At 71.3% G+C, this 24615-nt stretch carries 22 protein-coding genes; 11 read left to right on the forward strand and 11 right to left on the reverse strand.

Annotation, left to right across the window (positions count from 1 at the left end; genetic code table 11):
* Positions 1 to 217: 217 nt before the first annotated feature.
* Positions 218 to 406 carry a hypothetical protein gene (locus OG432_RS00700; protein WP_328306593.1) on the reverse strand — a complete coding sequence of 63 codons (189 nt, stop codon included), beginning with the start codon at positions 404 to 406 and terminating at the stop codon, positions 218 to 220.
* A 219-nt stretch (positions 407 to 625) separates the two neighbouring features.
* Complete coding sequence (locus tag OG432_RS00705; RefSeq protein ID WP_328306595.1) at positions 626 to 1033, reverse strand: hypothetical protein; 408 nt, start codon at positions 1031 to 1033, stop codon at positions 626 to 628.
* A gap of 239 nt (positions 1034 to 1272) precedes the next feature.
* Between OG432_RS00705 and gdhA the strand changes: the two genes are divergently transcribed.
* The gene (gene gdhA / locus OG432_RS00710; RefSeq protein ID WP_443058315.1) at positions 1273 to 2622 is read left to right on the forward strand and encodes an NADP-specific glutamate dehydrogenase; all 1350 of its coding nucleotides are present in this window, start codon (positions 1273 to 1275) and stop codon (positions 2620 to 2622) included.
* Between the two features lie 524 nt (positions 2623 to 3146).
* On the opposite strand, the gene OG432_RS00715 is transcribed toward gdhA, so the two are convergent.
* Positions 3147 to 4325, reverse strand: coding sequence for an FAD-dependent oxidoreductase (locus tag OG432_RS00715; protein ID WP_328306597.1), 1179 nt, complete (start codon positions 4323 to 4325; stop codon positions 3147 to 3149).
* Between the two features lie 56 nt (positions 4326 to 4381).
* Entirely contained in the window at positions 4382 to 5947 is a 1566-nt protein-coding gene (locus tag OG432_RS00720; protein ID WP_328306598.1) for an MDR family MFS transporter, read from the reverse strand.
* A gap of 151 nt (positions 5948 to 6098) precedes the next feature.
* Here OG432_RS00720 and OG432_RS00725 point away from each other — a divergent pair, with 151 nt between their 5' ends.
* Positions 6099 to 6713 (forward strand): TetR/AcrR family transcriptional regulator, encoded by a 615-nt coding sequence (locus OG432_RS00725; protein WP_328306600.1) that lies wholly within the window; start codon positions 6099 to 6101, stop codon positions 6711 to 6713.
* 132 nt (positions 6714 to 6845) lie between these two features.
* On the opposite strand, the gene OG432_RS00730 is transcribed toward OG432_RS00725, so the two are convergent.
* Positions 6846 to 7019 (reverse strand): hypothetical protein, encoded by a 174-nt coding sequence (locus OG432_RS00730; RefSeq protein ID WP_328306602.1) that lies wholly within the window; start codon positions 7017 to 7019, stop codon positions 6846 to 6848.
* 322 nt (positions 7020 to 7341) lie between these two features.
* Here OG432_RS00730 and OG432_RS00735 point away from each other — a divergent pair, with 322 nt between their 5' ends.
* Positions 7342 to 8169: an SCO6745 family protein gene (locus OG432_RS00735; RefSeq protein WP_328306604.1), complete on the forward strand. Its 828-nt coding sequence runs from the start codon at positions 7342 to 7344 to the stop codon at positions 8167 to 8169.
* A 109-nt stretch (positions 8170 to 8278) separates the two neighbouring features.
* Here OG432_RS00735 and OG432_RS00740 read toward each other — a convergent pair whose 3' ends face one another.
* A complete protein-coding gene (locus OG432_RS00740; RefSeq protein ID WP_328306607.1) occupies positions 8279 to 9238 on the reverse strand; it encodes a DUF1152 domain-containing protein in 960 nt (319 codons plus the stop codon).
* 107 nt (positions 9239 to 9345) lie between these two features.
* Here OG432_RS00740 and OG432_RS00745 point away from each other — a divergent pair, with 107 nt between their 5' ends.
* The gene (locus OG432_RS00745; RefSeq protein ID WP_328306608.1) at positions 9346 to 9999 is read left to right on the forward strand and encodes a DUF7691 family protein; all 654 of its coding nucleotides are present in this window, start codon (positions 9346 to 9348) and stop codon (positions 9997 to 9999) included.
* 91 nt (positions 10000 to 10090) lie between these two features.
* On the opposite strand, the gene OG432_RS00750 is transcribed toward OG432_RS00745, so the two are convergent.
* The 3 genes from OG432_RS00750 to OG432_RS00760 form a co-directional block, all read right to left on the reverse strand.
* Positions 10091 to 10432 (reverse strand): hypothetical protein, encoded by a 342-nt coding sequence (locus OG432_RS00750; protein WP_328306610.1) that lies wholly within the window; start codon positions 10430 to 10432, stop codon positions 10091 to 10093.
* A 262-nt stretch (positions 10433 to 10694) separates the two neighbouring features.
* Positions 10695 to 11540, reverse strand: a complete 846-nt coding sequence (locus OG432_RS00755) for an inositol monophosphatase family protein (RefSeq protein WP_328306612.1) — start codon at positions 11538 to 11540, stop codon at positions 10695 to 10697.
* Between the two features lie 86 nt (positions 11541 to 11626).
* Entirely contained in the window at positions 11627 to 12331 is a 705-nt protein-coding gene (locus OG432_RS00760) for a DUF4232 domain-containing protein (protein ID WP_328306614.1), read from the reverse strand.
* A 479-nt stretch (positions 12332 to 12810) separates the two neighbouring features.
* On the opposite strand from OG432_RS00760, the gene OG432_RS00765 reads away from it, so the two are divergent.
* The 3 genes from OG432_RS00765 to OG432_RS00775 all read left to right on the forward strand — a co-directional run bounded on the left by OG432_RS00765 (position 12811) and on the right by OG432_RS00775 (position 17352).
* Complete coding sequence (locus tag OG432_RS00765; RefSeq protein WP_443058316.1) at positions 12811 to 15735, forward strand: glycosyl hydrolase 2 galactose-binding domain-containing protein; 2925 nt, start codon at positions 12811 to 12813, stop codon at positions 15733 to 15735.
* A 60-nt stretch (positions 15736 to 15795) separates the two neighbouring features.
* Positions 15796 to 16536, forward strand: a complete 741-nt coding sequence (locus tag OG432_RS00770; protein ID WP_328306616.1) for a dienelactone hydrolase family protein — start codon at positions 15796 to 15798, stop codon at positions 16534 to 16536.
* Between the two features lie 171 nt (positions 16537 to 16707).
* Entirely contained in the window at positions 16708 to 17352 is a 645-nt protein-coding gene (locus tag OG432_RS00775) for a dihydrofolate reductase family protein (protein ID WP_328306618.1), read from the forward strand.
* Between the two features lie 104 nt (positions 17353 to 17456).
* Here OG432_RS00775 and OG432_RS00780 read toward each other — a convergent pair whose 3' ends face one another.
* Entirely contained in the window at positions 17457 to 18092 is a 636-nt protein-coding gene (locus OG432_RS00780; protein ID WP_328306620.1) for a TetR/AcrR family transcriptional regulator, read from the reverse strand.
* A gap of 330 nt (positions 18093 to 18422) precedes the next feature.
* Here OG432_RS00780 and OG432_RS00785 point away from each other — a divergent pair, with 330 nt between their 5' ends.
* The 4 genes from OG432_RS00785 to OG432_RS00800 all read left to right on the forward strand — a co-directional run bounded on the left by OG432_RS00785 (position 18423) and on the right by OG432_RS00800 (position 23386).
* Positions 18423 to 19526: an FAD-dependent oxidoreductase gene (locus OG432_RS00785; RefSeq protein ID WP_443058536.1), complete on the forward strand. Its 1104-nt coding sequence runs from the start codon at positions 18423 to 18425 to the stop codon at positions 19524 to 19526.
* Between the two features lie 291 nt (positions 19527 to 19817).
* The gene (locus OG432_RS00790; RefSeq protein ID WP_328306624.1) at positions 19818 to 20537 is read left to right on the forward strand and encodes a class I SAM-dependent methyltransferase; all 720 of its coding nucleotides are present in this window, start codon (positions 19818 to 19820) and stop codon (positions 20535 to 20537) included.
* A gap of 183 nt (positions 20538 to 20720) precedes the next feature.
* Entirely contained in the window at positions 20721 to 21173 is a 453-nt protein-coding gene (locus tag OG432_RS00795; RefSeq protein ID WP_328306627.1) for an STAS domain-containing protein, read from the forward strand.
* Positions 21170 to 23386: a SpoIIE family protein phosphatase gene (locus OG432_RS00800; RefSeq protein WP_328306629.1), complete on the forward strand. Its 2217-nt coding sequence runs from the start codon at positions 21170 to 21172 to the stop codon at positions 23384 to 23386. Before OG432_RS00795 ends, OG432_RS00800 begins: the two co-directional genes overlap by 4 nt.
* 101 nt (positions 23387 to 23487) lie before the next feature.
* On the opposite strand, the gene OG432_RS00805 is transcribed toward OG432_RS00800, so the two are convergent.
* Positions 23488 to 24228: an alpha/beta hydrolase gene (locus tag OG432_RS00805; protein WP_328306631.1), complete on the reverse strand. Its 741-nt coding sequence runs from the start codon at positions 24226 to 24228 to the stop codon at positions 23488 to 23490.
* Positions 24229 to 24615 lie beyond the last annotated feature (387 nt).

Below are 24615 nucleotides of genomic sequence, written 5' to 3' on the forward strand. Positions count from 1 at the left end.
ACGTCGGCCCCTGTGGGCCGCCGCGCGGCCGCGGAACCCCCGCCGCGCACCGTCCGGCGCGGTGCGGCCGCTGAGCGACCCGCCGGGGCTGGTCCGCGCGGGCGCGGTACGCCAACCGCGGCTGCGCCCCCGCGTCCTCGCGGGGGCTGCCGCACGACCGGGACACGGCCGACGTGGCGGTCACCTTCCCGGCGATCCCGGGCCGGGGCGGTGCGGGTCAGGCAGGCTCGACTGTTTGCACGAGGCGTTGGAAGACAGTCATGCAAGGCAGGCAGTGGTGGTCGGTCTCCTTGTTCTCCGCAGGCTCGAAGGGTTGACCACACAGGGTGGTCCGCTGGTTGTGGGCGACGACGTGCCACACCTGATGGGCACCGGTGACGGCTGCGCCGACGTGCATTTCGTACATGGCGGCCTCCTTGAAGTGGCAGCACTCCAGAGCACCACGGGCGCCCCGGCCCGGCCCCGATGAACAGGCATTCGGGTGAACGTCCACCCCAGGCGCGCTCTGCGGCGCGTACCAGAGGGCGCCCCGGAAGGGACCGGACGGCCGGAAGCTCCGGACCGCCCCGACGGGCGGAGCACGCGGGCCGGCCTCCCTCGGGGCGGCCTCTCCCGCCTGTCTCGCTCAGCTCCCCTCCTCGGCTTCCGGCACCGGAATGAGGGCCACGAACCCTGCCAGCGCCACCACGTGGACGAGCACGATGACCGCCCCTCCCGCCACCAGGACGAAGCACAGCGGGAGAAGCAGGAAGAGCCCCGTCTGCACCCTGAGTTGCTCCATGGGTACTTTTCGGGCTCGGCATGCCATCACCATCAGGATGAGCAACGACGGCACACCGATCCACAGGAAGAAGCCGGGCGCAGCGGACATGTAGTCCTTGAAGGAGTCGAATCTCGACATCTCCACGAACCTGCCCGGCTGATGCGGATCGTCACCCGGAGGGCCACACACCGCCGTCACGATCCAGCCGATCCCGAACACCGCGCAGTATCGGACAGCGCAGGTCCGAAGCCACCCCTCGTCCATCACCACTCCCCCGCTCCACTTGGTCTCCCCCCAACCCTACCCTCGACTTGAACACGTTCAACTACGGACCCGGCCGTCACCCGGCGCACATGGCCGGAAGCCGTCGCGTGGCGCAAGTCACGTGGCGTGGCGCAGCCTTAACGGCATTCCCGAGGGATGGACCGCCGGCGACGGGCGGGGCGAGGTGTGGCACTGTGATCTGGGCCCGCACGCCCTCGGATCAGGCTTCGGAGAGGAAACTGATTGTGACCGACCCCAAGAACAGGCTGGACGCACTGCGGGCGGACATCGAGCGCCGCAATCCCGGCCAGCCCGAGTTCCACCAGGCCGTACGGGAAGTCCTGGACACCCTGGGCCCCGTCATCGCGGCCCGCCCCGAGTACGCCGAGGCCGGGCTCGTCGAGCGGCTCGTGGAGCCGGAGCGGCAGATCATCTTCCGGGTGCCGTGGACCGACGATCACGGCCGGGTGCACGTCAACCGCGGCTACCGAGTGGAGTTCAACAGCGCGCTGGGCCCGTACAAGGGCGGCCTGCGCTTCCACCCGTCGGTGGACATCGGCGTGGTGAAGTTCCTCGGCTTCGAGCAGATCTTCAAGAACGCCCTGACCGGCCTCGGTATCGGGGGCGGCAAGGGCGGCAGCGACTTCGACCCGCGCGGCAGGTCCGACGCCGAAGTCATGCGCTTCTGCCAGTCGTTCATGACGGAGCTGTCCCGGCACATCGGCGAACACACCGACGTCCCGGCCGGTGACATCGGCGTCGGCGGCCGCGAGATCGGCTATCTGTTCGGCCAGTACCGGCGGATCACCAACCGCTGGGAGGCCGGCGTCCTGACCGGCAAGGGGCAGGGCTGGGGCGGTTCCGTGATCCGCCCCGAGGCCACCGGTTACGGCGCCGTGCTGTTCGCCGCCGAGATGCTGAAGGTCCGCGGGGAGTCCCTGGAGGGGCTCAGCGCGGTGGTTTCCGGCTCCGGAAACGTGGCTCTCTACACGATCGAGAAGCTCCAGCAGCTGGGCGCCAACCCGCTCACGGCATCCGACTCCTCCGGCTACGTGGTGGACGAGAAGGGCATCGACCTGGCGCTGCTCAAGCAGATCAAGGAGGTCGAGCGGGGCCGCGTCAGCGAGTACGCCACCCGGCGCGGCCCGTCCGCCCGCTTCGTGCGCGAGGGCCGGGTCTGGGAGGTGCCGGCGGACGTGGCCTTCCCCTCGGCCACGCAGAACGAGCTGGGCGCCCAGGACGCGCGCACGCTCATCGCGAGCGGCGTCAAGGCGGTCTCCGAGGGAGCGAACATGCCCACCACGCCCGAGGCCGTGCACCTCTTCCAGGAGGCGGGTGTGGCCTTCGGGCCGGGCAAGGCGGCCAACGCGGGCGGTGTCGCCGTCAGCGCGCTGGAGATGGCCCAGAACGCGAGCCGGGTCTCGTGGAGCCGTGAGCGGGTGGAGGACGAGCTCGCCGGCATCATGCGGTCCATCCACGCGGTCAGCCACGAGACGGCCGAGCGCTACGGCGCCCCCGGCGACTACGTGACGGGCGCCAACATCGCCGGCTTCGAGCGGGTCGCCGACGCGATGCTCGCCCAGGGCGTCATCTAGCGCATTCCCGCGAGACGTCCAGCGGGGCCCGTCGGCGTTGTCCGGCGAGTCCCGCCCGGTCGTCCGGCGCGGGCCCGACGGGTGTCCGGCGGCACCCGTCGGGCCCGCCAGGCGGATGGCGGCGCGATCTCGCCCGGCCGGTGGGCAGCGCGTTGTCGGCGTCGTCGTGCATCTCGACGGTGCAGCGGGTGGGACAGCAGCGTCTGGAGCGTGCTGGAGACGAGCGTGGCCCGTTGGATGCGGTGGCGCTGCACGGGGCCGAGCCGCTCCTCGGGGTCGAACCAGCTTTGCGGCACAGTGAGTTGAGGGCTTGTCGACTGCCAGCCCGCCAGGATCACGATCAGCCCGTAGGCATGCCCGTAGGCATGAGGGAGGGGCAGCGGGACGAGGGTGCGGGTCATCCGCTGTCTGCTCGCCGAACGCGACCTGACGCGGGCCCTGTCCGGACACGCCACGCCCGGCATGCTCGGCGGGGAGATCCTCGCGGAGACCTGACCGAACGCGTCGGGGGCAGCCGCGTCGGCTCAGCGGGCTTCTTGGGGGGCGGCCAGGGCGGCGTCTTGGGGGGCTTCTTGGGCAGCGAAGTCGGGGAGGCCGGTGGAGAGCAGCTCTTCGGCGCCGTGGTCCAGGAGCCGCTGAATGTCGGTGGAGCGGGGCAGCATCGTCTTCTCGTAGACGCGGACGGCCTCGGCGACGCCGTCGCTGTCGGACAGGGCGAGGGCGAGTTCGCATGCGTCGAGCAGGGCGAGGTTGACGCCGCCGCCGAGCGGGGGCATGAGGTGGGCGGCGTCGCCGAGGAGGGTGACGGTGGGGTTGTGTTCCCAAGTGTGCGGAACGGGAAGGGCGTTGATGGGGCGGTCGACGTAGACGCCGTCGTTGTCGGTGATGAGCCTGCGCAGAGCCGGTGACCAGTCCCGGTACTGCTCGAGGAGGTGGGCGCGGACGGCCTCGGTGTCCTGGACGGTCAGGCCGCTCGCGGCGATCCAGTCGGCGGGGACGCGCTGGATGACGTACACGCGGATGTGGTCACCGCTGTTGCGCTGGGCGAACAGGCCGCGTTCGCCGTCGGCCGCGGCGGCGCCGCCCTGACCGACAAGTGCGGCGACCTCGTGGTGACGGCTCTCGACGTCGTGGAACCATCCTTCGAGGAAGCTGACGCCGGTGTATTCGGGGAGGGCCGGGGAAACCGCGCGGCGCACCGTCGACCAGGCGCCGTCGGCGCCGATGACGAGGTCGGCTTCGATGGCGCTGGCGTCGTCGAAGCGCAGCCGACGGGGGCCTTCCGCGGAGCCGTCGACGGACCGCAGGGTGTGGCCCCAGCGGACGGTGCCGGGTTCGAGCGAGTTCAGCAGCAGGTCGCGGAGGTCACCGCGGTCGATCTCCGGCTTGAAGCGTTCGCCCTCGTCGGGGGTGTGGCGGAAGAGGATCGTGCCCGCGGGGTCCAGCTGGCGCATCTCCTGCCCCTCGGGGCGGCAGATGCGGAAGAACTCCTCCAGGAGCCCGGCCTCGCGCAGGGCGATCTGGCCGTTGTCCTCGTGCAGGTCCAGGGTCCCGCCCTGGTCCCGGGCGCCGGGACCGCTGTCGCGGTCGTACACAGTGACGGCGATGCCGTGGCGCTGGAGAATGCGGGCGCAGGTCAGACCGCCTGGGCCGGCTCCGATGATCGCGATGCGGGGTGCGGGCGCGGTGGGAGTGGTGTTCATGGTGGTGCTCCTTTCGCAGGGTCCGGCAGTGCTGCCGGACCCTACGGGCGTGGGTGTCAGCGGCCGGGGGCGACGGGGGCCTTCCCGGAGATCTCGGAGGGCTCGCGGCCATCGGCGGGCGCCGGCGGGCCTGCCTTCTTCAGCGGGACTTCGATGACGAAGAGCGCGGCGGCGAAGGCGAGGGCGCAGACGAGCGCGGCGGTGAGGAAGATGTGACCGGTGCCGTCCGTGACCGCGGTGAGGTAGGCATCCTTGGCTCCGGCGGGAAGGTGTCGCAGCGCGTCCGGGCCGGGGTCGCCGCCGGCCGGGAGGGCGGGCCGGACGGCACGGGTGAACAGCGAGCCGAACACCGCGACTCCGAGGGACCCGCCCAGGCTGCGGAAGAGGTTGACCGAGCTCATGGCCGCGCCCATGTCGCGCAGGGAGACGCTGTTCTGGGCGATGGTGCCGGCCATCTGCATCGTGAAGCCGAGGCCGATGCCGACGAGGACCATGTACAGGCCGGTGAGCAGGTACGAGGTGTGGACGTCCATGGTGGCCAGCAGGCCGAGCCCGGCGACCAGGAACAGGGTGCCGACGACGGGGAAGACCTTGTACTTCCCCGTGGCGGACATGACCTTTCCGGCGAGGGTCGAGACGATCACGACGGGGATCATCATCGGCAGCATCAGCAGGCCGGAATTGGTCGCCGATGCTCCCTGGACCGTCTGCTGATACAGCGGCAGGTAGAGGCCCGCGCCGAACAGGACCACACCCGCGGCGAGGATCATGACCATGGCGAGCGGGTAGTTCCGGTGTCCCGTGAACACGCTCAGCGGGAGCAGAGGCTCATCGACGCGCTTCTCGACGAAGACGAACAGGGCCACACTCACGGCCACGACCGCGCCCAGCGACAGGATCTGCCAGGAGCCCCAGGCGTAGGTGCTGCCCGCCCACGTGGCGGCCAGGACGATCGCGGTGATGGACAGGGTCAGCAGCGCGATGCCCGCCCAGTCGATCTTCGCCCGGATGCGCTGGGCGGGCAGGTGCAGTTTCAGTCCCAGCCACACCAGGGCGGCCAGACCGAGCGGCAGGTTGATGTAGAAGGCCCAGCGCCAGTCGAAGTGGCCGGTGACGAACCCGCCGAGGAGCGGGCCGCCGATGGTGCCGATCGCCATGACGGAGGCGGTCATGCCCTGGTACTTGCCGCGCTCGCGCGGCGGGACGAGGGCGCCGATCAGCGCGAAGGCGCCCGCGCCGATGCCGCCGGCGCCGATGCCCTGCACGACGCGGAACGCGATCAGCTCGCCCATCGACTGCGCGGCTCCGCACAGGGCGGACCCGGCGATGAACACGGCGATCGAGGCCAGGTAGAGGGACTTGCGACCGAAGAGGTCGCCGCATTTGCCCCAGATCGGCGTGGTGACGGCGGTGACGAGCGTGTAGGCGGTGACGACCCAGGAGATGTGCTCCAGGCCGCCGAGGTCGCCGACGATCGTCGGCATCGCGGTGCTGACGACCATGTTGTCGAGCATCGACAGCAGCATCGCGAGCATGACGCCGAGCAGTACCCAGCGCACGTTTTTCGGTACGGCCGGTACGGCCGTGGGGCCTGCGGAAGGCAGGGAGGCGGTCGTGGGCATGGCCGATCACCCCTTTCGGGCGTGAGAGGGAAGACAGAGGGGCGGGTCCCGGATCCTGCCCGGTGCCCGCCTCCCCAGAAAAGCACAACGGATTAATAAGTGCAACAGTTCACCTTTTTCATCGACACAACCAGAGAGGTAGGGTGGAGGCATGCCCGAGAAAGAGACCTCCCTCGCACCGGTCGCGCCCGTGGGGCGGCGCGAGCGGAAGAAGGCCGCCACCCGCCAGGCCATCGCGGACGCAGCGCTGCGCCTGTTCCTGGAGCGCGGGTACGACGACGTCGGCATCCGCGAGATCGCGGACGCCGCCGATGTCTCCACGACCACGCTCTTCAAGCACTTCCCGGTCAAGGAGGCCCTCGTCTTCGACGAGGAGGCCGACAAGGAAGCCGGATTGCTGGCCGCGGTGCGCGACCGGCCCGAAGGCCGGTCGATCCCCGCGGCCCTGCGCGAGCACGCACTGAGCACCCGCATGGCGGCGATCCACGCCGATCCGCGCTTCAGCGAATTCTTCGCGCTGATCAACAGCACCCCGGCACTGCGCGACTACCAGCAGGCCATGTGGCTGCGCCACACCGACGCTCTGGCCCGCGCCATCCAGGAGGAATCCGGGCTGCCCCAAGACGATCCCGCCTGCAGGGCCCTGGCCCACTTCGCCCTCGAAGCGCCCCGCGCCGCCCGCGGCCACGACGATTCCCGTGAAGCCGTCGTCCGCGCCTTCGACCTGCTCGAAAACGGCTGGGCCGCGCTCCAACCGGACCGGTGAGGCGGGCGGCGGGAGTCGTCCGGCCGTGGCCGGTCACCCTGCGGCCACGGCCGGGGAAAACACGGAGGGAGCGCGGCGTGTGCCGGACTGCCTCTGACGATGCCGACGGTGCACGCGTCGCGCACCTGGGCGTCACTCACTGGCGGCCAGCAGTTCGTACTGAGCCCTGCGAGCCTCCAGGAGAACCTGCGCCGCCACCGACTTGTCCGTGTCGGAACCGGTCGCGGCGACCTGGCCGATCGCGGTGCCGAGCTGATGGACGCCGTCACCCAGCAGTACATGGACGGCCGGTACGGCTGCGTCCACGCCGCCCCGGGGCCGGGCGTACGGGGCGACCGTGCGCCGCGCGTCGCCATGGGTTTCGGGCCGCTCCAGCAGCGCAACTGCACCGCGCGAAGCGGTAGTTACCGGGCGCGATGCGCCCAGGGGCGCCGCGGACGCAATGCCGGGGCCGCGCCCCGCGCCCCTTCGACGGCCGCGCGGACGTCCGCGCGGACGGAGCCTCTGCCGCCCCGGCCCGGGACGGATCCGGCCTTCCGGCGCTCGGGAGCGGGGCGCGGGGCGCGGGGCGGAACCGGCCTTCCGGTGCTTGGGGACGGACTCGAATCGCTCGCGTCATGATGGGGCCATGACGCACACCGCTCGCCGCATGTTCGAGCTCCTGGAACCCGTCTGCCTGGTCACCTACTGCGCCGACGAGTGCAACCAGGAGCTGGCCGCGCTCGGCCACCCCACCTACTGGGACGGCTACTTCGCCAGCCGCGCGGCGCCCCTGGGGCGGGTGCCGGCGCAGGTCGTGCACGCGGCCTTCTACAACTTCGCCGAAGGTGAGGCCGCGCGGCACATCCCGCGCGCGTGGGAGACGATCCCGCCCGAGGCGTCCGTCGCCGCGCGGGAGCGTGGCAGCGCGGCATCCCTGCGCAGGATCCTCGGCGAGCGGCTGGCCGGCTCCCCCGGTCTCGTACGCGCCGCGGACCTCACCGCGAAAGCCGCGACGAGCGCGCCCACGGAAGGTCGGGTGATGTACGCCGGGATGCGCACCATCGCGGTGCCGGGCGATCCGGTCGCCCGGCTGTGGCATTGCGCGACCATGCTGCGCGAGCACCGCGGTGACGGCCACGTCGCCGCTCTCGTCGGCGCACGCATCGGCGGCACCGAGGCCCACGTTCTCTCCGCACTGGCGCAGGGCATCCACCCGCCGCAATCGTTCGGCCGCATCCATCACCTGCCCGAGGAACGGCTGGCCGCGGTCATGAACGGCTTGTACGAGCGCGGACTCGTCGACACCGACGGCCGGTTCACCGATGCCGGCCGCCGGACACGGCAACGCATCGAGGCCCTGACCGATGAGCTCGCCGCCCCACCCTACGACGCGCTGTCCCCCGCGGAACTCGACGAGCTGATCAGGGAACTCGAACCGATCACCGCGACGCTCGTGGCCGCGGGGTCGCAGTGACGCGATCGGCCGTCGCGCCGACGCGGGGCAAGCGGCAAGCGCTCCCTCTGCCGAGGGGGCAGGACCCCCGACGGCCCGGCCGGCGCACAGCGGGCGTGACCTCGACGGGTTAGTGCGGGAAGCTGCGTGGCGGACGGGTCACGACGGTTTCGCGGAACTCGGCGATCCGCGCGTGCACTTGGCGCATCAGATGGGTCTCCTCGATCCGGTCGAGATAGAGGCAACGGGCTGCCAGGCCGGGGAGGTCGAAGGCGAAGTACAGGGACATCAGCGGGTTCACGAACAGCTCACTGCCCCGGGTGCGGTCGGTGAACCGGACGTCTCCGAATTCGCCGCGCACGGCCGCCGCGACGGAACCGTTCACGATGCTGGGACGCTCCGCGGTGTGCTGCTCCGCGTGCGTCACCGCGTCGAGGTAGAGCCCGCCCTCGCGAGTGGCTCGCGGAATGGAGAAGGCGCCGAGGTAGGCGCCGTCGCGCTCCAGCGCCGCGATGTTCTCCAACACCTGTACGTGGTTGACGCCGTGGTACGCGTCCACACCGAAGCCGACGGAAACGACGAGCCGCGTCGGTATGCCGTCCAGGGCCGCCAGCGCCGCCACGCTGGCCATGTCCTCCTCGGGAGTGCCGAGCCCGGCTTCGTCACCGCGCATCAGAATGTCCGTACCGCCGTCGACCAGCACCACGGCGTCGATGTGGTGCAGCTCCGTCAGCGCCTGGTAGGCGGCGCGCAGCGGACGCACCCCGGTCTGGGGAAAGGCGTACACCGTGGACGGGTAGCCGTGCCGGCGGAGCCACTGAGCGAGGGTCCGCTCGGGGAAGTACGCCTGGTGCAAGGCGGTTTCCGGGGTGACGGCGGCCAGGTCGGGGGCGGCCCAGTCTTCGCTCGGGAGACCTTCGAGTGCGCTGAAGGAGAGGTTCGCGAGATACACCTGCTTGCCCTGGTGCAGGAGCGAGAGAGCCAGCGGCAGCCCGGAATAGATGTCGAAGCCGCCGCCCGCGCCCGCGACGAGGATGCGTTCGGCCTCGGCGAGCCGAGCGAAGAGGGGGTTGGAGTGGAGAGACGTCATGACGATCATTGTCGGTCGGCTCCGGAGCAACGTGCTGCGACGTCGGAACCCGGTGGAACGCCCGACCCCCAAGGGGGTTTGTCAGTGCGGCCGGGTAGCGTCGTGGCATGAGTCGGATCATCTCGTACAGCACGGCGGATACATCGCACGTCATCGGATTCCTGGGCGCCGCAGGGCGATTCACGGATGAGCAGCGGCGGCTTGCGGGCATCATGCGCGAGGAAGCGCGGGGCGCGCAGAAGGAGATCGACAGGCAGGATCTGGGGTGGGAACTGACGGTGCCGGAGGCGCTGGAGCACCTCCTGGCCGGGCACGCGTCCTCAACCGCCGTTGCCGCCGGCAACGCGTATGCGGCCGCCATGCAGGTCGTCATCGACTGCAACGCGTCGGACCCGATGGACTTGGGGACGTTCTCCAGGCCCGCCACCTTCTTCGGCGAGCTGGACAAGGAGTTGCTCCGCCTGGGCGTGCCTGCTGACCTGCTGCCCGGGGGTTTCATCATGGGCGGCCTGCCCGCCGGGTTGCCCTTCTCGCTGCCGTCGACCGAAGACGCCATGGAACGCTTCGGCTACTGGCCGCTGGAGAAGACGCTGCCCGCGGCCGATGCCTACCGGGCGGTTCTGGACCGTGTCGACGAGGCCTTCACCTACGATCTCGACCAGCTCGTCGAGAAGCTCACTTGCGAGCACGAGGAATGGGTGGTGAGCCAGGACATCGACTGGTACACCCAGGACACCGTCTTCTTCTCCATCACCGGCTGACACACAGCCGTCCCCGCCGCATGGGGTTGGCCACGCCGTTTTCGCTGGTGCGAGGGCTGTCCGACGGGCCGTACCGGGTCGGGCCGGGCCGTCAGGGCTCGGCGTGGCCCCCGATGGTCAGCTCGACGTCGTCTCCCGCCCGGCTGAACTCTCGGATCAGCCAGGTGCGGGGGTCGATGGCGGTGCCGGCACCGGTGGTGTAGGCGGGGACGGCGAGCACGGGGCCCGGCCCGTCTTCGGTGCGCAACTCCGCCTCGGTGACCACGTCGTCGGACAGACGCAGCCGCAGTTCGACCGGCCACGGGTCCGCCGCGAAGGCAGAGGCGTCAGGAAGCCCCTGGACGCGGCAGCGGGCCCCCGGGAAGAGGTGTGTGTGGCTGCACACGGCCAGGAAGGTGTCCGCTCCGGCCGGTCCGGCGGAGGGCTGGTTCATGGCGGGGCTCCTCTATCCACGGCGGCGACGGGCACGGGTCACTCTCGCGTCCACGACGGCTGAGCCACGGCATTCCACGGGCGAGCCGCCCGGCCGCCACCCGGTCGGAGCCGCGGGAGGGTTCGGATCGGAGGGGCGGGCTGCCGATCGAGCCAAGCCGTGACCGACCGGTCCGGGACGGAGGGAGTGCGGCGTCAGAGCCCCTCCGTACCCCCCCTCCACTCCCGCCACGGCCTGCGGCTGCACGTTCACGCCCTTCGCGCTACACACCGTCATCCAGGGCGCGCAGGTCACGGCTGCGCGGCAGGTCCTTGACCAGGTCCAGGACCGCATCGTGCAGCAGGCCGTTGGTGGCCAGCACCGTCATGTCGCCTTCCAGTACGGACCCGCCGCCCAGGTCGGTAACCCGGCCGCCTGCCTCCGCCACGATGACCGGCAGGGGAGCCACGTCTTCGTACCCCATCGGCGGACCGGCGACCACGACGGCGTCCGCCCGGCCGGTGACGAGGTCCACGACGCAGCCCATCGACGCCATCAGGAAGACTTCCCGGTGAAGGGCGGTGAGTAGTTCCTCGGGCCAGCCTGCCGGGTTGAGCGCCTGGGTCCTCGCCCCACGCGTGCTGGTCCGTCCGGTGACCCGGGCAGGGTGGCCCGACGCCGGATCCGGGTTCTCCCCGGTCAGCACCCAGCAGCCCAGACCGCGTCCGGCCGCGACCATCTGCCGGCTCATGGGCAGGTTGATCACGCCTATCGCGGGGCCGTATTCGTCCTCGTAGGCGATGTCGTTCGAGAACACCGGCCACCGGCGGGTGAACGACGTGGTGCCGTTGATCGGGTCGATGATCCACCGCCTCCCCGACATCCCGGCCGTCGCTCCCATCTCCTCGACGTAGACGCCGTCCTCGGGCACGTGGCGGGCCAGCTCGCTCCTGACCAGTTCCTCGACCGCCAGGTCGATCTCGGTGACCTCGCTGCCGTCGTCCTTGCGGCGGCTCCCCCATTCCCCGAAGAAGCCCCGCGCGGACATCTGCCCGGCACGCGTGGCCAAGTCGACGGCGAAGTGCAGGAGTTCACGGTCCGCGGGCGGGGCATCGAAGGTGTGATCCATCCGATGAGCCTGCCACGACTCCAGCTCATCCGGCGACCCGAGCCCCGGTCGGCCGGGCGCTCGCTACCCGTTCCGCCCCCGACCGTTCACGGACTCTGGCCCGGACGCAGCGCCGACACGTCGAAGGCCGCTCCGCATATCCGCAGCGAGTTCGCCGGAATGCGCAACGCCACGGTGGAGCCCGGTGGATAGGCCTGGATCCACGTCGCGCTCTGCCAGCAGGGCTTGTCCGACACGCCCTCGTTCACCGTGTGCAGCGAGGCATAGGCGGGCTTGCCCGGCGACAGCAGGACGAGCGGCAGAGCGCCTCCCTCACGCTGCGCCGGTGCACCGATGCGAGCACCGGAGGCGGAGAGGAGCGAGACACCCGGGAAGCCCAGCAGGCCGCAGGCCGACGTGCCCGTGTTGGTGAACACCAGGGGTACGTAGATGTTGCCCGCACCGGGTGAGATCCGGCCGAGGGAGACATGGAGCCGACCGGCCGCGCAGCGCGGGGCTCCGGCCGTGGAAGCGGATGACGGACGGGCGGCTGCGGGGGTGCCGGCGGGCGGCGTGGCCGCCGGGGTGTGCGGCGCGGAGGCCGTTGCGCTCGGCATGGACTCGCTCGCGCTCGGCGTCGAGTCCGTCGGGACCGGCGTGGTGGTGATGTGTTGCGGCGTCGAGGGCGACTGGGAAGCGGAGCCGCCACCCTCACCGCAGGCCGTGGCCACCGTCAGCGTGGCGAGCACGACGGCACCGATCGGCGGCAGACCTCGCCAGGAACGCCGTACAGGAACGAGGGACCTGTGCATGAGACTCCTTCCGTGCGGGCGGGCCCCGGCACGGTGCCCCCGGCCGGACGGCCCCCATCACTCCCTGTCCTCCCTGGGCAGAGGGGCGGGAGCCGGACGCGTACGAGTTCTCTCAGTACTGCGGCTTCCCGGGAGTGCGCCGTTCAGTCATCGCACGGCCATCGCACTGTGATCGCACTGTCCTTGCCCTGTGCGAAATGGCGGCTTACGGCACCCTCCATGGCGTCGCGGTCCCGGTCGCCCGAGCCGGCCCACACCGGACAACCCGGCCGACGGCCGCTCAGGATGGCGGGAGCACGCGGGTCTCGTCCGCTCGCTCCGTGAGCCCCGCATGCTCCATCTGTTTCCTGTGCCCCATATGCCTCTCGCGCCTCCCCCACCCGCCGATCTGGAGTCGAGAGACTTCGGCACCGTCCTCGAACCGCCCGGCGGATGCTCCCCACGCCCAATTCCGGGCATCCAGCCCCTCGGAGACCATCGTGTTCCAGCGCGCCAGATCCGCCCGCACCGGCACCGGCACCCGCACCCGCACCCGCACCCGCACCCGGCGGCGGTGTCCCACGAGCCTTCTGGCTCTTCTCGGGTTGCTGGCCGTGGCCGCCGCCTCACCGATCGCGGCCCCTGACGCTCGGCCCGGACCGCCCAACTCGGCGTCCACGGTGATGTCCTCGACCGTGGGCGCGACTGTGCGTGCGACGGCGGGTGGTTCGACCGCCCTGACCGGATACGCGATCCAGTCCACCGCCCGAGTCCCCGATACGGCGGCCTCGGTATCGTCACCCGGCTTCCCGACGGTCGGCTGGCACCGAGCCACCCGCCGCTCCACCGTGCTGGCCGCTCTCGTCGCCGACGGCACCTACCCCGACCCGTTCTACTCCACGGATCAACAGCGCATCCCGGCGCGCGAGTTCGCCGTACCGTGGTGGTATCGCAGCGACTTCGTTCTCACCGGCGCCGGGGCCCGTACCCACCTGGACTTCAGCGGCGTGGTCTCCGCCGCCGACGTCTACCTCAACGGCCGCCGCATCGCCGACGCGGGTACGACTGCCGGCCTCTACCGGCGGCACGACATCGACGTCACGAAGCTCGTGCACGCGGGGGTCAACACGGTCGCCTTCCGAGTCCGGCCCAACGACCCGCGCAAGCACTTCACTCTGGGATGGCTGGACTGGCTGCAGCCGCCACCGGACGCCAACATGGGCATCGTTCGTGACGTCCTCGTTCGCCGCTCCGGACCGGTGACCCTCCACGATGCGCACGTGCTGAACCACCTGTCCGTCCCCTCACTCGCCAGGGCCGAGCTCACCGTGAAGGCCCAGGTCCGCAATGACTCCGAAGTGGCCGCCACGACCACGGTCACCGCGGTGGTCTCGCCCACAGGCCCAGCACGCACCGCCGCCGCCGCCGCCGATTCCACCCCTCTCGCCTCGCCCGCCCCTTCGTCCACCTCCTCCGCCCCGCCGGTCGCCGTGACCGCGCGTGGCGGCGGAAGGATCGTGATGCGGCAGAGGGTCACCCTGCGGCCCGGCGAGGCCAGGACGCTCGTCTTCGACCCGGGGCGATATCCGCACCTGCGCCTCCACCGGCCCAAGGTGTGGTGGCCCGCCGACATGGGTGCCCAGAACCTCTACCGCCTCGACCTGACCGCGACGGCTGCGGGAAGACTCTCCGACGCCGTCGGCCACCCCTTCGGCATCCGCGACATCAAGGCCCCTCTCAACGCCGCCGGCGCACGCCAATACGCGGTCAACGGCCGGCCCCTCCTGATCCGCGGCGGAGGCTGGTCGGCCGATGAACTGCTGCGCTGGGACACCGTCGCGGCCGAGGACCGCATCGAGGCGGCGCTCGACGCCGGGCTGAACACCCTGCGTCTGGAGGGCCACATCGAGCCGGACGAGTTCTTCGAACTCGCCGACCGGCACGGGATCCTGACACTGCCCGGCTGGGAATGCTGCGACAAGTGGGAAGCGCAGGTCAACCACGTCGACACGGGCGAGCAGTGGACCAGTGCCGACCGGGTGACCGCACGGGCCTCCATGGCGTCCGAAGCTGCCCGGCTGCGCGACCACCCCAGTGTTCTGTCCTTCCTCGTCGGCAGCGACTACCCGCCCGACCTGCGGACCGAGAAGGACTATCTCGACGTCTTGCGCGCCGCCGACTGGCGCACACCGGTCGTCCCCGCGGCATCCGACGTCACCACGTCCCCGAGTGGCCCGTCGGGCATGCACATGACTGGCCCCTACGACTGGGTTCCCCCCGCGTACTGGTACGACAAGCGCGAAGGCGGCGCGAGCGGCTTCAACTCCGAGACCAGCGCCGGCCCCTCCATCCCCACCCTCGACACCCTGCGTCGCACGCTCTCCCCCGCCGAACTCGACATCCTCTGGACGAAACCGTCCGCCCCGCAGTACCACCGTTCCCCTTCACCCGTCTTCAGCACCCTGGCGCTGTTCAACGACGCACTCGCCCATCGCTACGGCCCACCGCGCAGCCTCGCCGATTACACCGCGAAGGCGCAGCTGGCCCAGTACGAGAACGTCCGGGCCCAGTTCGAGGCCTACGCCCGCAACGCCACGGACACGACGGCGCCGGCGACGGGGGTCATCTACTGGATGTTCAACAGCGGCTGGACCTCGCTGCATTGGCAGCTCGTCGACCGCTACCTCGACCTGGGCGGCGCCTATTACGGCGCGAAGAAGGCCAACGAGCCCCTGCACATCCAGTACTCGTACGACGACGCGAGCGTGACCGTCATCAACCGCCGGCCCGGCCCCGCCACCCGGCTGCGCGCCGACATCACGCTGGCCGGCATGGACGGCGGCACTCGATACCACCGCGTGGTCAGCGACATCCGGGTCGCCGGGGGCGGCGCGAAGACCACCGTGCTGACCCTTCCCTCCCACGCGGGTGGCCCGAACGGCACATACCTGGCACGGCTGATCCTCACCGACCGTTCCGGCCGCGAGGTGAGCCGCAACGTCTACTGGCTCTCCAGCCGGCCCGACACCCTCGACTACGGCGCCACCGACTGGTACCACACCCCCACCACCAGCTACGCCGACCTGACGGGCCTCGACTCCCTGCCGCCCACCGCGGTGACCGCCACCGCGCACACGACCCGTCACGCCGACGCCACGTCCACCACCACCGTCACTCTGCGAAACCCGGGCGTCGGCCAGGGCGGAACCGGCCCGCCCGCCCTGATGACGGACGTCCACCTCGTCGACCGCAACGGCGCCCCCGTACTCCCCGTCCGCTGGAGCGACAACCACGTCACCCTGTGGCCCGGTGAAACCACCACCCTCACGGCCACCTACCGGACCCGCGCACTCCGGCACGGTCTCCCCCGCGTCCGGCTCTCCGGATGGAACACCCCCACCTCCGATGTCGTCCCCGGCCGATAGTGCGGCAGCGCCTCCTCGTGTTGACTGAAGGCTGAACACACCGACATGACAGGAGCATTCATGCCCACCAAGGCGCTGCAGATTCCCACCGCCGACGGCCGGTCAGACGCGTTCGCCGCCTTTCCCGAGGGCGGCGGCCCGCACCCCGCGGTCCTCATGTACGCGGACGGCTTCGGCATCCGGCCGGTGCTGCGGGACATGGCCCTCGAACTGGCCGGCCACGGCTATTACGTGCTCGTACCCAACTTCTTCTACCGGCACGGCCCGGCGCCGGTGATCGAGCTGCCCGAGTTCATCGGAGCCGAAGAGCGGCCCGCGGTCTTCGCGCAGCTGATGCCCCTGATCCGGGAGCACAGCGCCGAACGCACCGTCCGCGATGCCGACGCCTATCTCCGGTTCCTTCACGCCCAGCCCGAGGTCGCCGCCGGGCCGGTCGCGGTGACCGGCTACTGCATCGGCGGCCTCCTCGCGGTGCGCACCGCCGCGGCCCATCCCGGGCAGGTGGCCGCCGTCGCCGCGTTCCACGCTCCCGTGAGCGCGGACGGGACCGATCTCTTCACCCGGCTCGCCGCCCCCGTCCACTTCGGCCACGCCGCCGGCGACCTGACGCCCGAGGCCCTGGCCGAGCTCAACCGGGCTCTGGATTCGGCGGGTGTCGAGTACACCTCCGAGATCTATCCCGACAGCGTCCACGGCTTCACCATGGCCGACACCGACGCCTTCAGCCCGGCGGCGCGGCAGCTCCACTGGGACCGGCTGCTCCCTCTGCTGGACCGCACGCCGGCCGGCCGCCGAGGGTAGCGTGGAAAACCTGCGTCAGGGCGTGGGTGCCGTGGACGTCGCCCGTCAACGATCTCGGTAAAGGTCGTGGCTCGGTGTCGATGCGGCCCGGTGTCGTTCGACGTCATGGTGAGGGCGCCGCCTGCGGCGGCCCGCTCGCACGATGACGCGACAGGACCTGAGGAGAAACCCATGGAACAGCTGCTGAGAGTCATGAACTTCAACGTCTCCAGTGACGGCATCGGCGCCGGTGAGCACCAGAGCCTTGAGCAGCCGTTCGGCCTTGAGCGCCCGGAGAGGTTGTTCGCGTGGGCCGGAGCCACGGCGAGCGGTCCCCTGCGTACGGAGTCGGGAGGGAGCCGGGGGCTCGACGACTACTTCACGCGGGACTTCGCGCGCAACATCGGTGCCGAAATCATGGGCCGCAACAAGTTCGGGCCCCAGCGGGGACCCTGGGAGGATGACGAGTGGCGCGGCTGGTGGGGCCAGGAGCCCCCGTTCCGCACTCCGGTGTTCGTGCTGACCCATCATGAGCGCCCCTCGTTCACGCTCTCCGACACGACGTTCCACTTCACCGACGGCGACCCGGCCTCGGTCCTGGAGCGAGCGCGGGAGGCCGCACAGGGCAGGGACGTCCGACTCGGCGGCGGGGTCACGACGGTTCGGGATTTCCTCGACGCAGGCCTGATCGACACCCTTCACGTAGCCGTCTCGCCCCTGAAACTCGGCACCGGACTACGCCTGTGGAACTCCCCCGACGAGCTCACCGACCGGTACCACCTGGAGGTCGTGCCAAGCCCCAGCGGCGTGACGCACCACCTGTTCTGGCGCAAGTGACACAGGAGTGACACAAGGCCGGTACGCATCCGGTCCCGCAGGTACGTGCTCCCCTTCGGACGCGTACCGGGCCGCTTCGGATGCGTACCGGTGCGAGCCGGCCGTCATCTCACCCCGTCTGCGCGGCGACCGGCCCGTTGGGGGCGGGAGGCGTCGACGCGGGCCGTCGCGTTCCAGCCCGCCTCGATGAAGGCGAACGTGTCGTCGATGATCTGGGCGGCCCCGTCGAGGTCGCGGAGCGAAGGGATGGCCCCCAGGCAGGTGCGGGCCAGGAGCCGGCACGCGACGTCGGGGGCATCGAGACCGAGCTCGGCGGCGATGGCCTGGGCGAGCGCCTCCTCGTGACGCAGCCACATCCGGGCCGAGTGCTCGCGCAGGGCCGGAGTGGCGTCGATGAGCCCGTGGAAGCGAGCGAGTTTCGGTTCGCTGCGGGCGATCCGCACCACCTCGTGCAGCCAGCCGCGCAGCGCCTCGGGGATGGAGACTCCCTCCGGCCGCCGGCGCACCACGTCGAGGAGCGCCGCTTCCTGCTCGGCGTCCTGGTCGAAGACGAGGGCCTCCTTCGACGGGAAGTGGGCGAACAGGGTCGCGACGGCGACATCGGCCTCCTGCGCGATCTCCCGTATCCCCACGTCGTCGTAGCCGCGCTCGAAGAAGAGCCGCAGAGCCGTGTCCGCGATCGTTCTGCGCGTCTCCGCCTTCTTCCGTTCACGGCGGCTGACCTGCTGCGTCGTTCCCATAGGTGGACTATAACAGTTGTATAATCAGAACTGTTCTGTTTATAGTGCTGTTCTGGGTCGGGCGGCGGGAAGACCGCCATGAGCACCGCACGGGTCGCCGCGCCGGAGTCGGTGAACGCCCCATGCGCGTTCCTCGTGGCGCCCCTGCTCGGCGGCCACTGCGACCGCATCGGCAGGCGTCCGGTCCTGATCATCAGCACCTTCGGCGCCGCCGCCGGCTACGCCCTGTTCGGCGTCGGCGGCGCACCACCGCCCGCGGAGTCCATGCCGTCCGAGGCACCTCGGACACCCCGCACATCCCCCGACAACCCTTCCGCGAAAGGACCCCTCATGAGTGAGAACACCCCGCGCATCGCCGTCATCGGCGCCGGCCCCGGCGGCCTGCTGTGTGCCACCGTCCTGCGTCAACACGGCATCGAGGCAACCGTGTTCGAGCGCGACACCACCCCTGCCTCACGCGACCAGGGCTGCAGCCTCGACCTCGACGAGCACACGGGGCAGGCCGCCCTGCGTGTCGCCGGCCTCCACGACACCTTCCTGTCCCTGTCCCGGCCCGAGGGCCAGGAAATGCGCGACTACGACCACACCGGCCGCCTCACCGCCCACACCTTGGAGTCCGCCGGCCCCGCTCGCCCGGAGATCGACCGCACCGATCTGCGCGACATGCTGCTGGGAGCGCTCGGCACGGACCACATCCGCTGGGACAGCCCCGTACGCGCGGTGGCCCTCACGCCGGACGGACGGGCCCGCGTCATCCCCCAAGCCGGCCCTGCCGAGGAGTTCGACCTGGTCATCGGGGCCGACGGCGCCTGGTCCAAGGTCCGTCCCGTCCTCTCCGACGCCGTCCCCCTGTACACCGGCAGCACCTTGATCGAGACGTCGTTCACCGATGTCGACCGCCGCTACCCCGACCTCGCCGACATGGTCGGCCACGGCATGATGCTCGCCGGCGACCCCGCCGATTCGACCCACATGCTCATCGGGCAGCGGGACGGCAAGGACAGTGTCCGCGTGTACGTCGGGCTCAAGTGCGAGCGCGACTGGGCCGAACGCGCCGGTGTCGACCTGGCCGACACCGAAGCCGTACGCGCCCACTTGCTCACCCATTTCGCCGGATGGCACAAGGACCTGCTGCGCCTGCTCATGGACAACGAGGGCCCGTTCATCAACCGCCCCGTCTTCCGCATGCCCTATCCGCACACCTGGACGCACACCCCCGGCGCCACCTTGCTCGGTGACGCCGCACATCTCATGCCTCCCGCCGGCCAAGGCGCCAACCTCGCCCTTGTCGACGCGGCCGACCTCGCCACCGCCATCGTCGCCGCCGTCGAGGACGGCTCCGGCCTCGACGCCGCCGTCGACCGCTACGAACAGGTCATGCACCCACGCGGCGCACAGGCCGCGGAGGAATCCGCCCGAGCCCTGGAGCAGTGACTCCCCGCCCCACCGGCCCGGGTCACCGGCACGCGTCGATGCCGAGCGACCCGCCCGCCGGATGACGACGCGTATCGCCCGTGCCGTCGTATCGCTCGTACGAGGGGGCATGGCCGGAACATCAATGCCCGCGCCCTCTCCTCGACTATCGTCCGAACCCGGGCCCGCCTCCCGCCGGGCAACTCCCGTGCGGGCACTGCGTTTCACGCCGGTCAGCGCAAGCGTGGCCGGCCGCCCTCGGCACCATCCGAACCCCGCCCCTCACCCGCCGCACACCGCACAGGAGACGCCATGACCGTGTCCGACCGTTACCGCACCTCCTGGGACGGCTTCTGGGAACAGAGCTCCGGCGAACCGGGCGAACCCTTCTGGGACGCGGACCCGGCCCTGACCGCGCGACGGGACCTCGACCACCTCGCCCCGTACGCCGACCGCTCACTCCCGATCGCCGACCTCGGCTGCGGCAACGGCACCCAGACCCGCTTCCTGGCCACGCGCTTCGCCCGCGCCGTCGGCGTCGACCTCTCCGCCGCCGCCGTCGCCCACGCCCGCCGCGCCGACCCGGACGCCACCGCCGCGTACGAGCAGCTCAACCTCGCCGACCCGGTGCAGGCAGGCGCCCTGCACGAACGCCTCGGCGACACCAACGTCTACATGCGGGCCGTCCTGCACCAGAGCGACCCCGAGGACCGCCCCGCGGTGGCCGCAACCGTCGCCCGGCTGGTCGGTGCGCACGGCCGCGCCCTCGTTCTCGAACCGACCGGCGCGGCCAAGGAGGTCATCGCCGCGATCGCCGCGCAGCCCGGCGGCCCGTCACTCAAACTGCGCCGGGTCAAGGAGCACGACCTGCGCCCCGGTGAAGTGGCCGAGGGCGAAGTCGCCGCCCTGCTGCGCGCGGCCGGCCTCACCGTCCTCGCCGAGGGCACGACCGCCCTCGTCATGAGCGAGACCCACGCCGACGGCACCCCGGTGGAACTTCCCGCCCGCTGGTTCGTGGCCGGCCGCCCCTGACCCGCAGCCCCACGACGCCCCGTCGCCCGCCGACAGGTGGGTCCGGCGGAGCGAGCAGTGGGGACGAGCTGCTCATATGGGGCCGGTGGGGTTCCATGTGGTGCTTCCGGGGTAGGCGGGGCCGGAAGCCGGTTTCTTCCCCTGGGGGTTGGCGGTCAGCGCTTCGCACGGAGGAAGCTGAGGGTGTTCACGGTGGACGTCAGGCGGGACGGGCGCAGTGTGGTGTTCGCGCTGCGGGGAGAGCTCGACCACGACAGCGTGGCGCAGCTGCGCGAGGCCGGGAGCACCGAGCTGGTCACCGGGCGGACGGCGGGGCCGGTGGTCGTCGACTGTGCCGCGCTGTCGTTCTGTGATTCCTCGGGCATCGGTGAACTCGTGTGGCTCCACCAGCAGATGTCCTTGCGGAGCCGGGCGATGCGGCTGGCGTCCGTGCCCGCGAAGCTGTCCCGGTTGTTCGAGTGGACGGGTCTGCATCAGGTGCTCTCCGTATACGCCGATGTGAACGGGGCTCTGGCCGCGGACCGTGGTGCGGACAAGGGCATGTGCCGCGGTACAGGCCGTGGTACGGCCCGGGATGACGCCTTTGCTGCCGGTACGGAAGTCCCGGCCCAACCGAATGAGGGGCACCACGCATGACGCGTGTACCGGAGCCGCAGCTCGACCGGCCTTTCGTGGCCGCGGGCGCATCGGGTGCCGCCGGGGCCGGGGCGGAGGAAGATCTTAGGGCGCTGTTCGGACAGTCGACGGCCGTGTTCGCTTCTCTGGCCGGTCCGGCGCACATGGTGGAGACGGCCAACAGCGCGTTCTTCGCCGCCATCGGCGGCGGGACCGTGCGCACCGGCATGCCGTTGGCCCAACTGATACCGGAGCCGGCCGCGCAGGGGTTCGTCGCCGTGCTGGACCGCGTCTACCGCACCGGAAAACCCCACACGGGGCGCGATGCCCGCGCGCTGCTGGGCCACGGCGACACGGCGCGGGAGGCGTTCTTCGACTTCTCCTACGAACCCCGCTTCGACGCCGGCGGGAACGTCATGGGCGTGCGCATGATCGGGGTGGAGACCACCCAGGTCAAGCACGCCCAGCGCCTGACGGCGGAGCACCGGGCCCTGCTGGAGCAGATCGCCCGCCAGGCCCCTCTCCTGGAGGTGCTGGACGGGATGGCCCACGTCATCGAGGAGTTGGCGCCCGAGGAGGTGCTGGTCTCCGTCCTGCTGGCGGACGCCGACGGCCGGCACCTGCGCCACGGCGCGGCCCCGAGCCTGCCCGACTTCTACAACCAGGCCATCGACGGCATCGCCACCGGCGAGGGCGTGGGCTCGTGCGGCACGGCCGCGCACCGGCGGCAGCCGGTGATCGTCACCGACATCGGTGCCCATCCCTTCTGGGACGACTTCCGCGACCTGGCCGGCCAAGCCGGCGTGGCCGCCTGCTGGTCCACCCCGATCCTGGCCCGCGACGGGTCCCTCCTGGGCACCTTCGCCATGTACCACCGCGTGCCGCGGGCGCCGCAGGAGGCCGACCTCGCGCTGGCCCGCGTCTTCGCGGGCACCGCCGCCCTGGCCATCGAGCGCGACACGGCCGAGAAGGCCCGGCTGGCGGCCGAGGCCCGCGAGAAGGCCGCCCGCGCCGACCTCGCCTTCCTCCTGGATGCCGGCGCCGCTCTCACCTCCGACCTGGACGCCGGCCAGACCCTCCAGCGCCTCGCCGCCTCGTGCGTGCCGCGGCTGGCTCCGCTGTGCGCGGTGGACGTCATCGAGGGCGGACGGGTGTGCCGGGTCGCCACCGCAGCCCCCACCGTCGCGCAGCAGGACCTGCTCGCCTCGCACGTCCCGGTCTACGACGCCGCCGACGACGCCGTTTCGCGCGTGCTGGCCTCCGGCACGAGCGAAGTGGCCCGCCGAGTCCCCACCGGGCCCGGCCCGTGGCACGATTTGGGAGTCACCGGCTACCTGTGCGTTCCCCTCATGGACCGCGGCAGCGCGTTCGGCACCGTAACCCTGCTGTCGACCGGCGAGCACACCTTCGACGGGCACACCGTCGCCCTGGCCGAGGAACTCGCCCGCCGCGCGGGCTCCGCCGCCCACAACGCCCGCCAGTACACCCACCGCGCCACCCTCGCCCGCGACCTCCAGGCCGGCCTGCTCCTGCCGGACCTGCCGACCGTGCCGGGTACCGATGTGGCCACCTACTACCACCCCGCGGGCGAAGGGCTCGACATCGGCGGCGACTTCTACGACGTCTTCCCCCTCGACGACGGCCGTTGGGCCTTCCTGCTCGGCGACGTCTGCGGCCGCGGGGCCATGGCGGCCACCACCACCGCTCTGGTCCGCCACACCGCACGCGCCGTCGCCCCGTTCCTGCCGGGCCCCGAGGACGTCGTGAAGGCCATCAACCGGGCCCTGACCAACCGGCCCGACAGTCACGGCGGGGGCTTCGTCACTCTCGTCTACGGGCAGCTCTCCCCCACACCGGAGGGGCTGGACATCGAACTCGTCCGCGCCGGCCACACTCTCCCCCTCCACATCGGCGACCGAAACACCGCCCGGCCGGTCGAAGCACACGGTTCCCTGCTCGGCATCTCCGCCAATCCCGACGTGACACCCCACCATCTGCGCCTGCGCCCGCACGAGAGCCTGCTGCTCTACACCGACGGCATCACCGAGGCCCGGGACGCCGACGGTGAACAGTTCGGCGAGCAGCGCCTCGCCGATGCCCTGACCGAAGCGCCGCACCGGCCCGGTGCCCGACACGCCATCGACGCCGTGATCGGTGCCGTGCGTACGTTCACCGGCGGCCAGGACATCGACGACGACCAAGCCGTCCTTGTCCTGACCGCCACGACGCCCTGAGCCGGCAGGCGCGCGAACCCCGCCGCGGCCCTCCTGCTTCGGAGGTCACCCCCTGCGGAGGGGGACGCCCTCGGACGGCAGCCTTGTCCGAGGACCCGGTCTCACTTCAGATGGCGAGTGAAGAACTGGGCCGCGGCGTCCCCGGCGAACTGCGGGACGCCGGTGTGCCCGCCCATGTTGGCGTGCAGGGACTTCTCCTTGGAACCGAAGGCGTCGAACAGGTCCAGGGCCGCCTGCCGGTCGTTCCCTTCGTCGTCCCATTGGAGCAGGACGTGCAGGGGAACGGTGACCCGTCGGGCCTCCTCGAACATGGCGCGCGGCACGAGACTCCCGGCGAAGAGGCCCGCGGCCACGATGCGCGGCTCGACCACCGCCAACCGGATGCCGATGGAGATGACTCCTCCGGAGTACCCGACCGGGCCGCCGATGTCCGGCAGGGAGAGAAGGGCGTCCAGGGCGGCACGCCATTCGGGGACCGCCCTGTCGACGAGCGGAAGGACGAGGGCGTCGATGATCTCCTCGCTCACCGGCTCGCCGGCGCCCATGGCCCGGCGCAGGTCGGCGCGGGCCTGGTCGACCGCCGGCCAACGGGGCCGGCTGCCGCTTCCGGGGAGCTCGATGGTGGCGGTGGCGATGCCCTGCGCCGCGGAGTGCAGGGCACGGGCCACCAGCCGGGGATACATCTTGTCCAGCCCGAGGGGAGGGTGCCCCAGAAGGATCAGCGGCACCGGCGCGGCAGATGAGGCGCATGCGGGTGTCCACAGGAAGCCCGGGATCTCGCCGAGGGTGAATGCTCGCTCGGCGACGCCGTCGTCGAGCCGTCGTTCAGAAGTGAAGTGCATGGTCGTGCCTTTCGGGAGTGACCGGAACGGCGCTCCCGGACGACGACCTATCGCCCGACCGTGACCCCGGAGGGGAGCACCCATGTCGATACTGCGTTCACGGGTACCACCTCCTCCATCTCTCGCACGGCCACCGGAAATGTACCAGCGGCCACCCCGCGCCGGTCAACCGGATTTCGGGCCCGTTCGTCCGGCCGGCCACGCCCCCTCGCGCATCGCGCCCCGTCCCCGCCGTTCCGGTGCCGGCCGTCGGCGCGCCCAGGAAAAAGACATCGTTGTCGCGGCGCCCTATCCGTGCCGCATCCGTTGTGGCAGGCTCCCGTCTGGCCGGATCATGCGGCCGCGTACGGCGTCCGTACGAGCACGGTCGGCCACGTCCACGTCCAG

It is taken from the genome of Streptomyces sp. NBC_00442 (assembly GCF_036014195.1).
In the GTDB taxonomy this organism is placed as follows: Bacteria; Actinomycetota; Actinomycetes; order Streptomycetales; family Streptomycetaceae; genus Streptomyces.

What these genes read in the sequence shown, in the direction of transcription:
- OG432_RS00700 (WP_328306593.1), bottom strand. Translation starts at nt 406, where the DNA reads ATGTACGAAATGCACGTCGGCGCAGCCGTCACCGGTGCCCATCAGGTG.
- OG432_RS00715 (WP_328306597.1), bottom strand. Translation starts at nt 4,325, where the DNA reads ATGAACACCACTCCCACCGCGCCCGCACCCCGCATCGCGATCATCGGA.
- OG432_RS00720 (WP_328306598.1), bottom strand. Translation starts at nt 5,947, where the DNA reads ATGCCCACGACCGCCTCCCTGCCTTCCGCAGGCCCCACGGCCGTACCG.
- OG432_RS00725 (WP_328306600.1), top strand. Translation starts at nt 6,099, where the DNA reads ATGCCCGAGAAAGAGACCTCCCTCGCACCGGTCGCGCCCGTGGGGCGG.
- OG432_RS00735 (WP_328306604.1), top strand. Translation starts at nt 7,342, where the DNA reads ATGACGCACACCGCTCGCCGCATGTTCGAGCTCCTGGAACCCGTCTGC.
- OG432_RS00740 (WP_328306607.1), bottom strand. Translation starts at nt 9,238, where the DNA reads ATGACGTCTCTCCACTCCAACCCCCTCTTCGCTCGGCTCGCCGAGGCC.
- OG432_RS00745 (WP_328306608.1), top strand. Translation starts at nt 9,346, where the DNA reads ATGAGTCGGATCATCTCGTACAGCACGGCGGATACATCGCACGTCATC.
- OG432_RS00750 (WP_328306610.1), bottom strand. Translation starts at nt 10,432, where the DNA reads ATGAACCAGCCCTCCGCCGGACCGGCCGGAGCGGACACCTTCCTGGCC.
- OG432_RS00755 (WP_328306612.1), bottom strand. Translation starts at nt 11,540, where the DNA reads ATGGATCACACCTTCGATGCCCCGCCCGCGGACCGTGAACTCCTGCAC.
- OG432_RS00760 (WP_328306614.1), bottom strand. Translation starts at nt 12,331, where the DNA reads ATGCACAGGTCCCTCGTTCCTGTACGGCGTTCCTGGCGAGGTCTGCCG.
- OG432_RS00770 (WP_328306616.1), top strand. Translation starts at nt 15,796, where the DNA reads ATGCCCACCAAGGCGCTGCAGATTCCCACCGCCGACGGCCGGTCAGAC.
- OG432_RS00775 (WP_328306618.1), top strand. Translation starts at nt 16,708, where the DNA reads ATGGAACAGCTGCTGAGAGTCATGAACTTCAACGTCTCCAGTGACGGC.
- OG432_RS00780 (WP_328306620.1), bottom strand. Translation starts at nt 18,092, where the DNA reads ATGGGAACGACGCAGCAGGTCAGCCGCCGTGAACGGAAGAAGGCGGAG.
- OG432_RS00785 (WP_443058536.1), top strand. Translation starts at nt 18,423, where the DNA reads ATGAGTGAGAACACCCCGCGCATCGCCGTCATCGGCGCCGGCCCCGGC.
- OG432_RS00790 (WP_328306624.1), top strand. Translation starts at nt 19,818, where the DNA reads ATGACCGTGTCCGACCGTTACCGCACCTCCTGGGACGGCTTCTGGGAA.
- OG432_RS00800 (WP_328306629.1), top strand. Translation starts at nt 21,170, where the DNA reads ATGACGCGTGTACCGGAGCCGCAGCTCGACCGGCCTTTCGTGGCCGCG.
- OG432_RS00805 (WP_328306631.1), bottom strand. Translation starts at nt 24,228, where the DNA reads ATGCACTTCACTTCTGAACGACGGCTCGACGACGGCGTCGCCGAGCGA.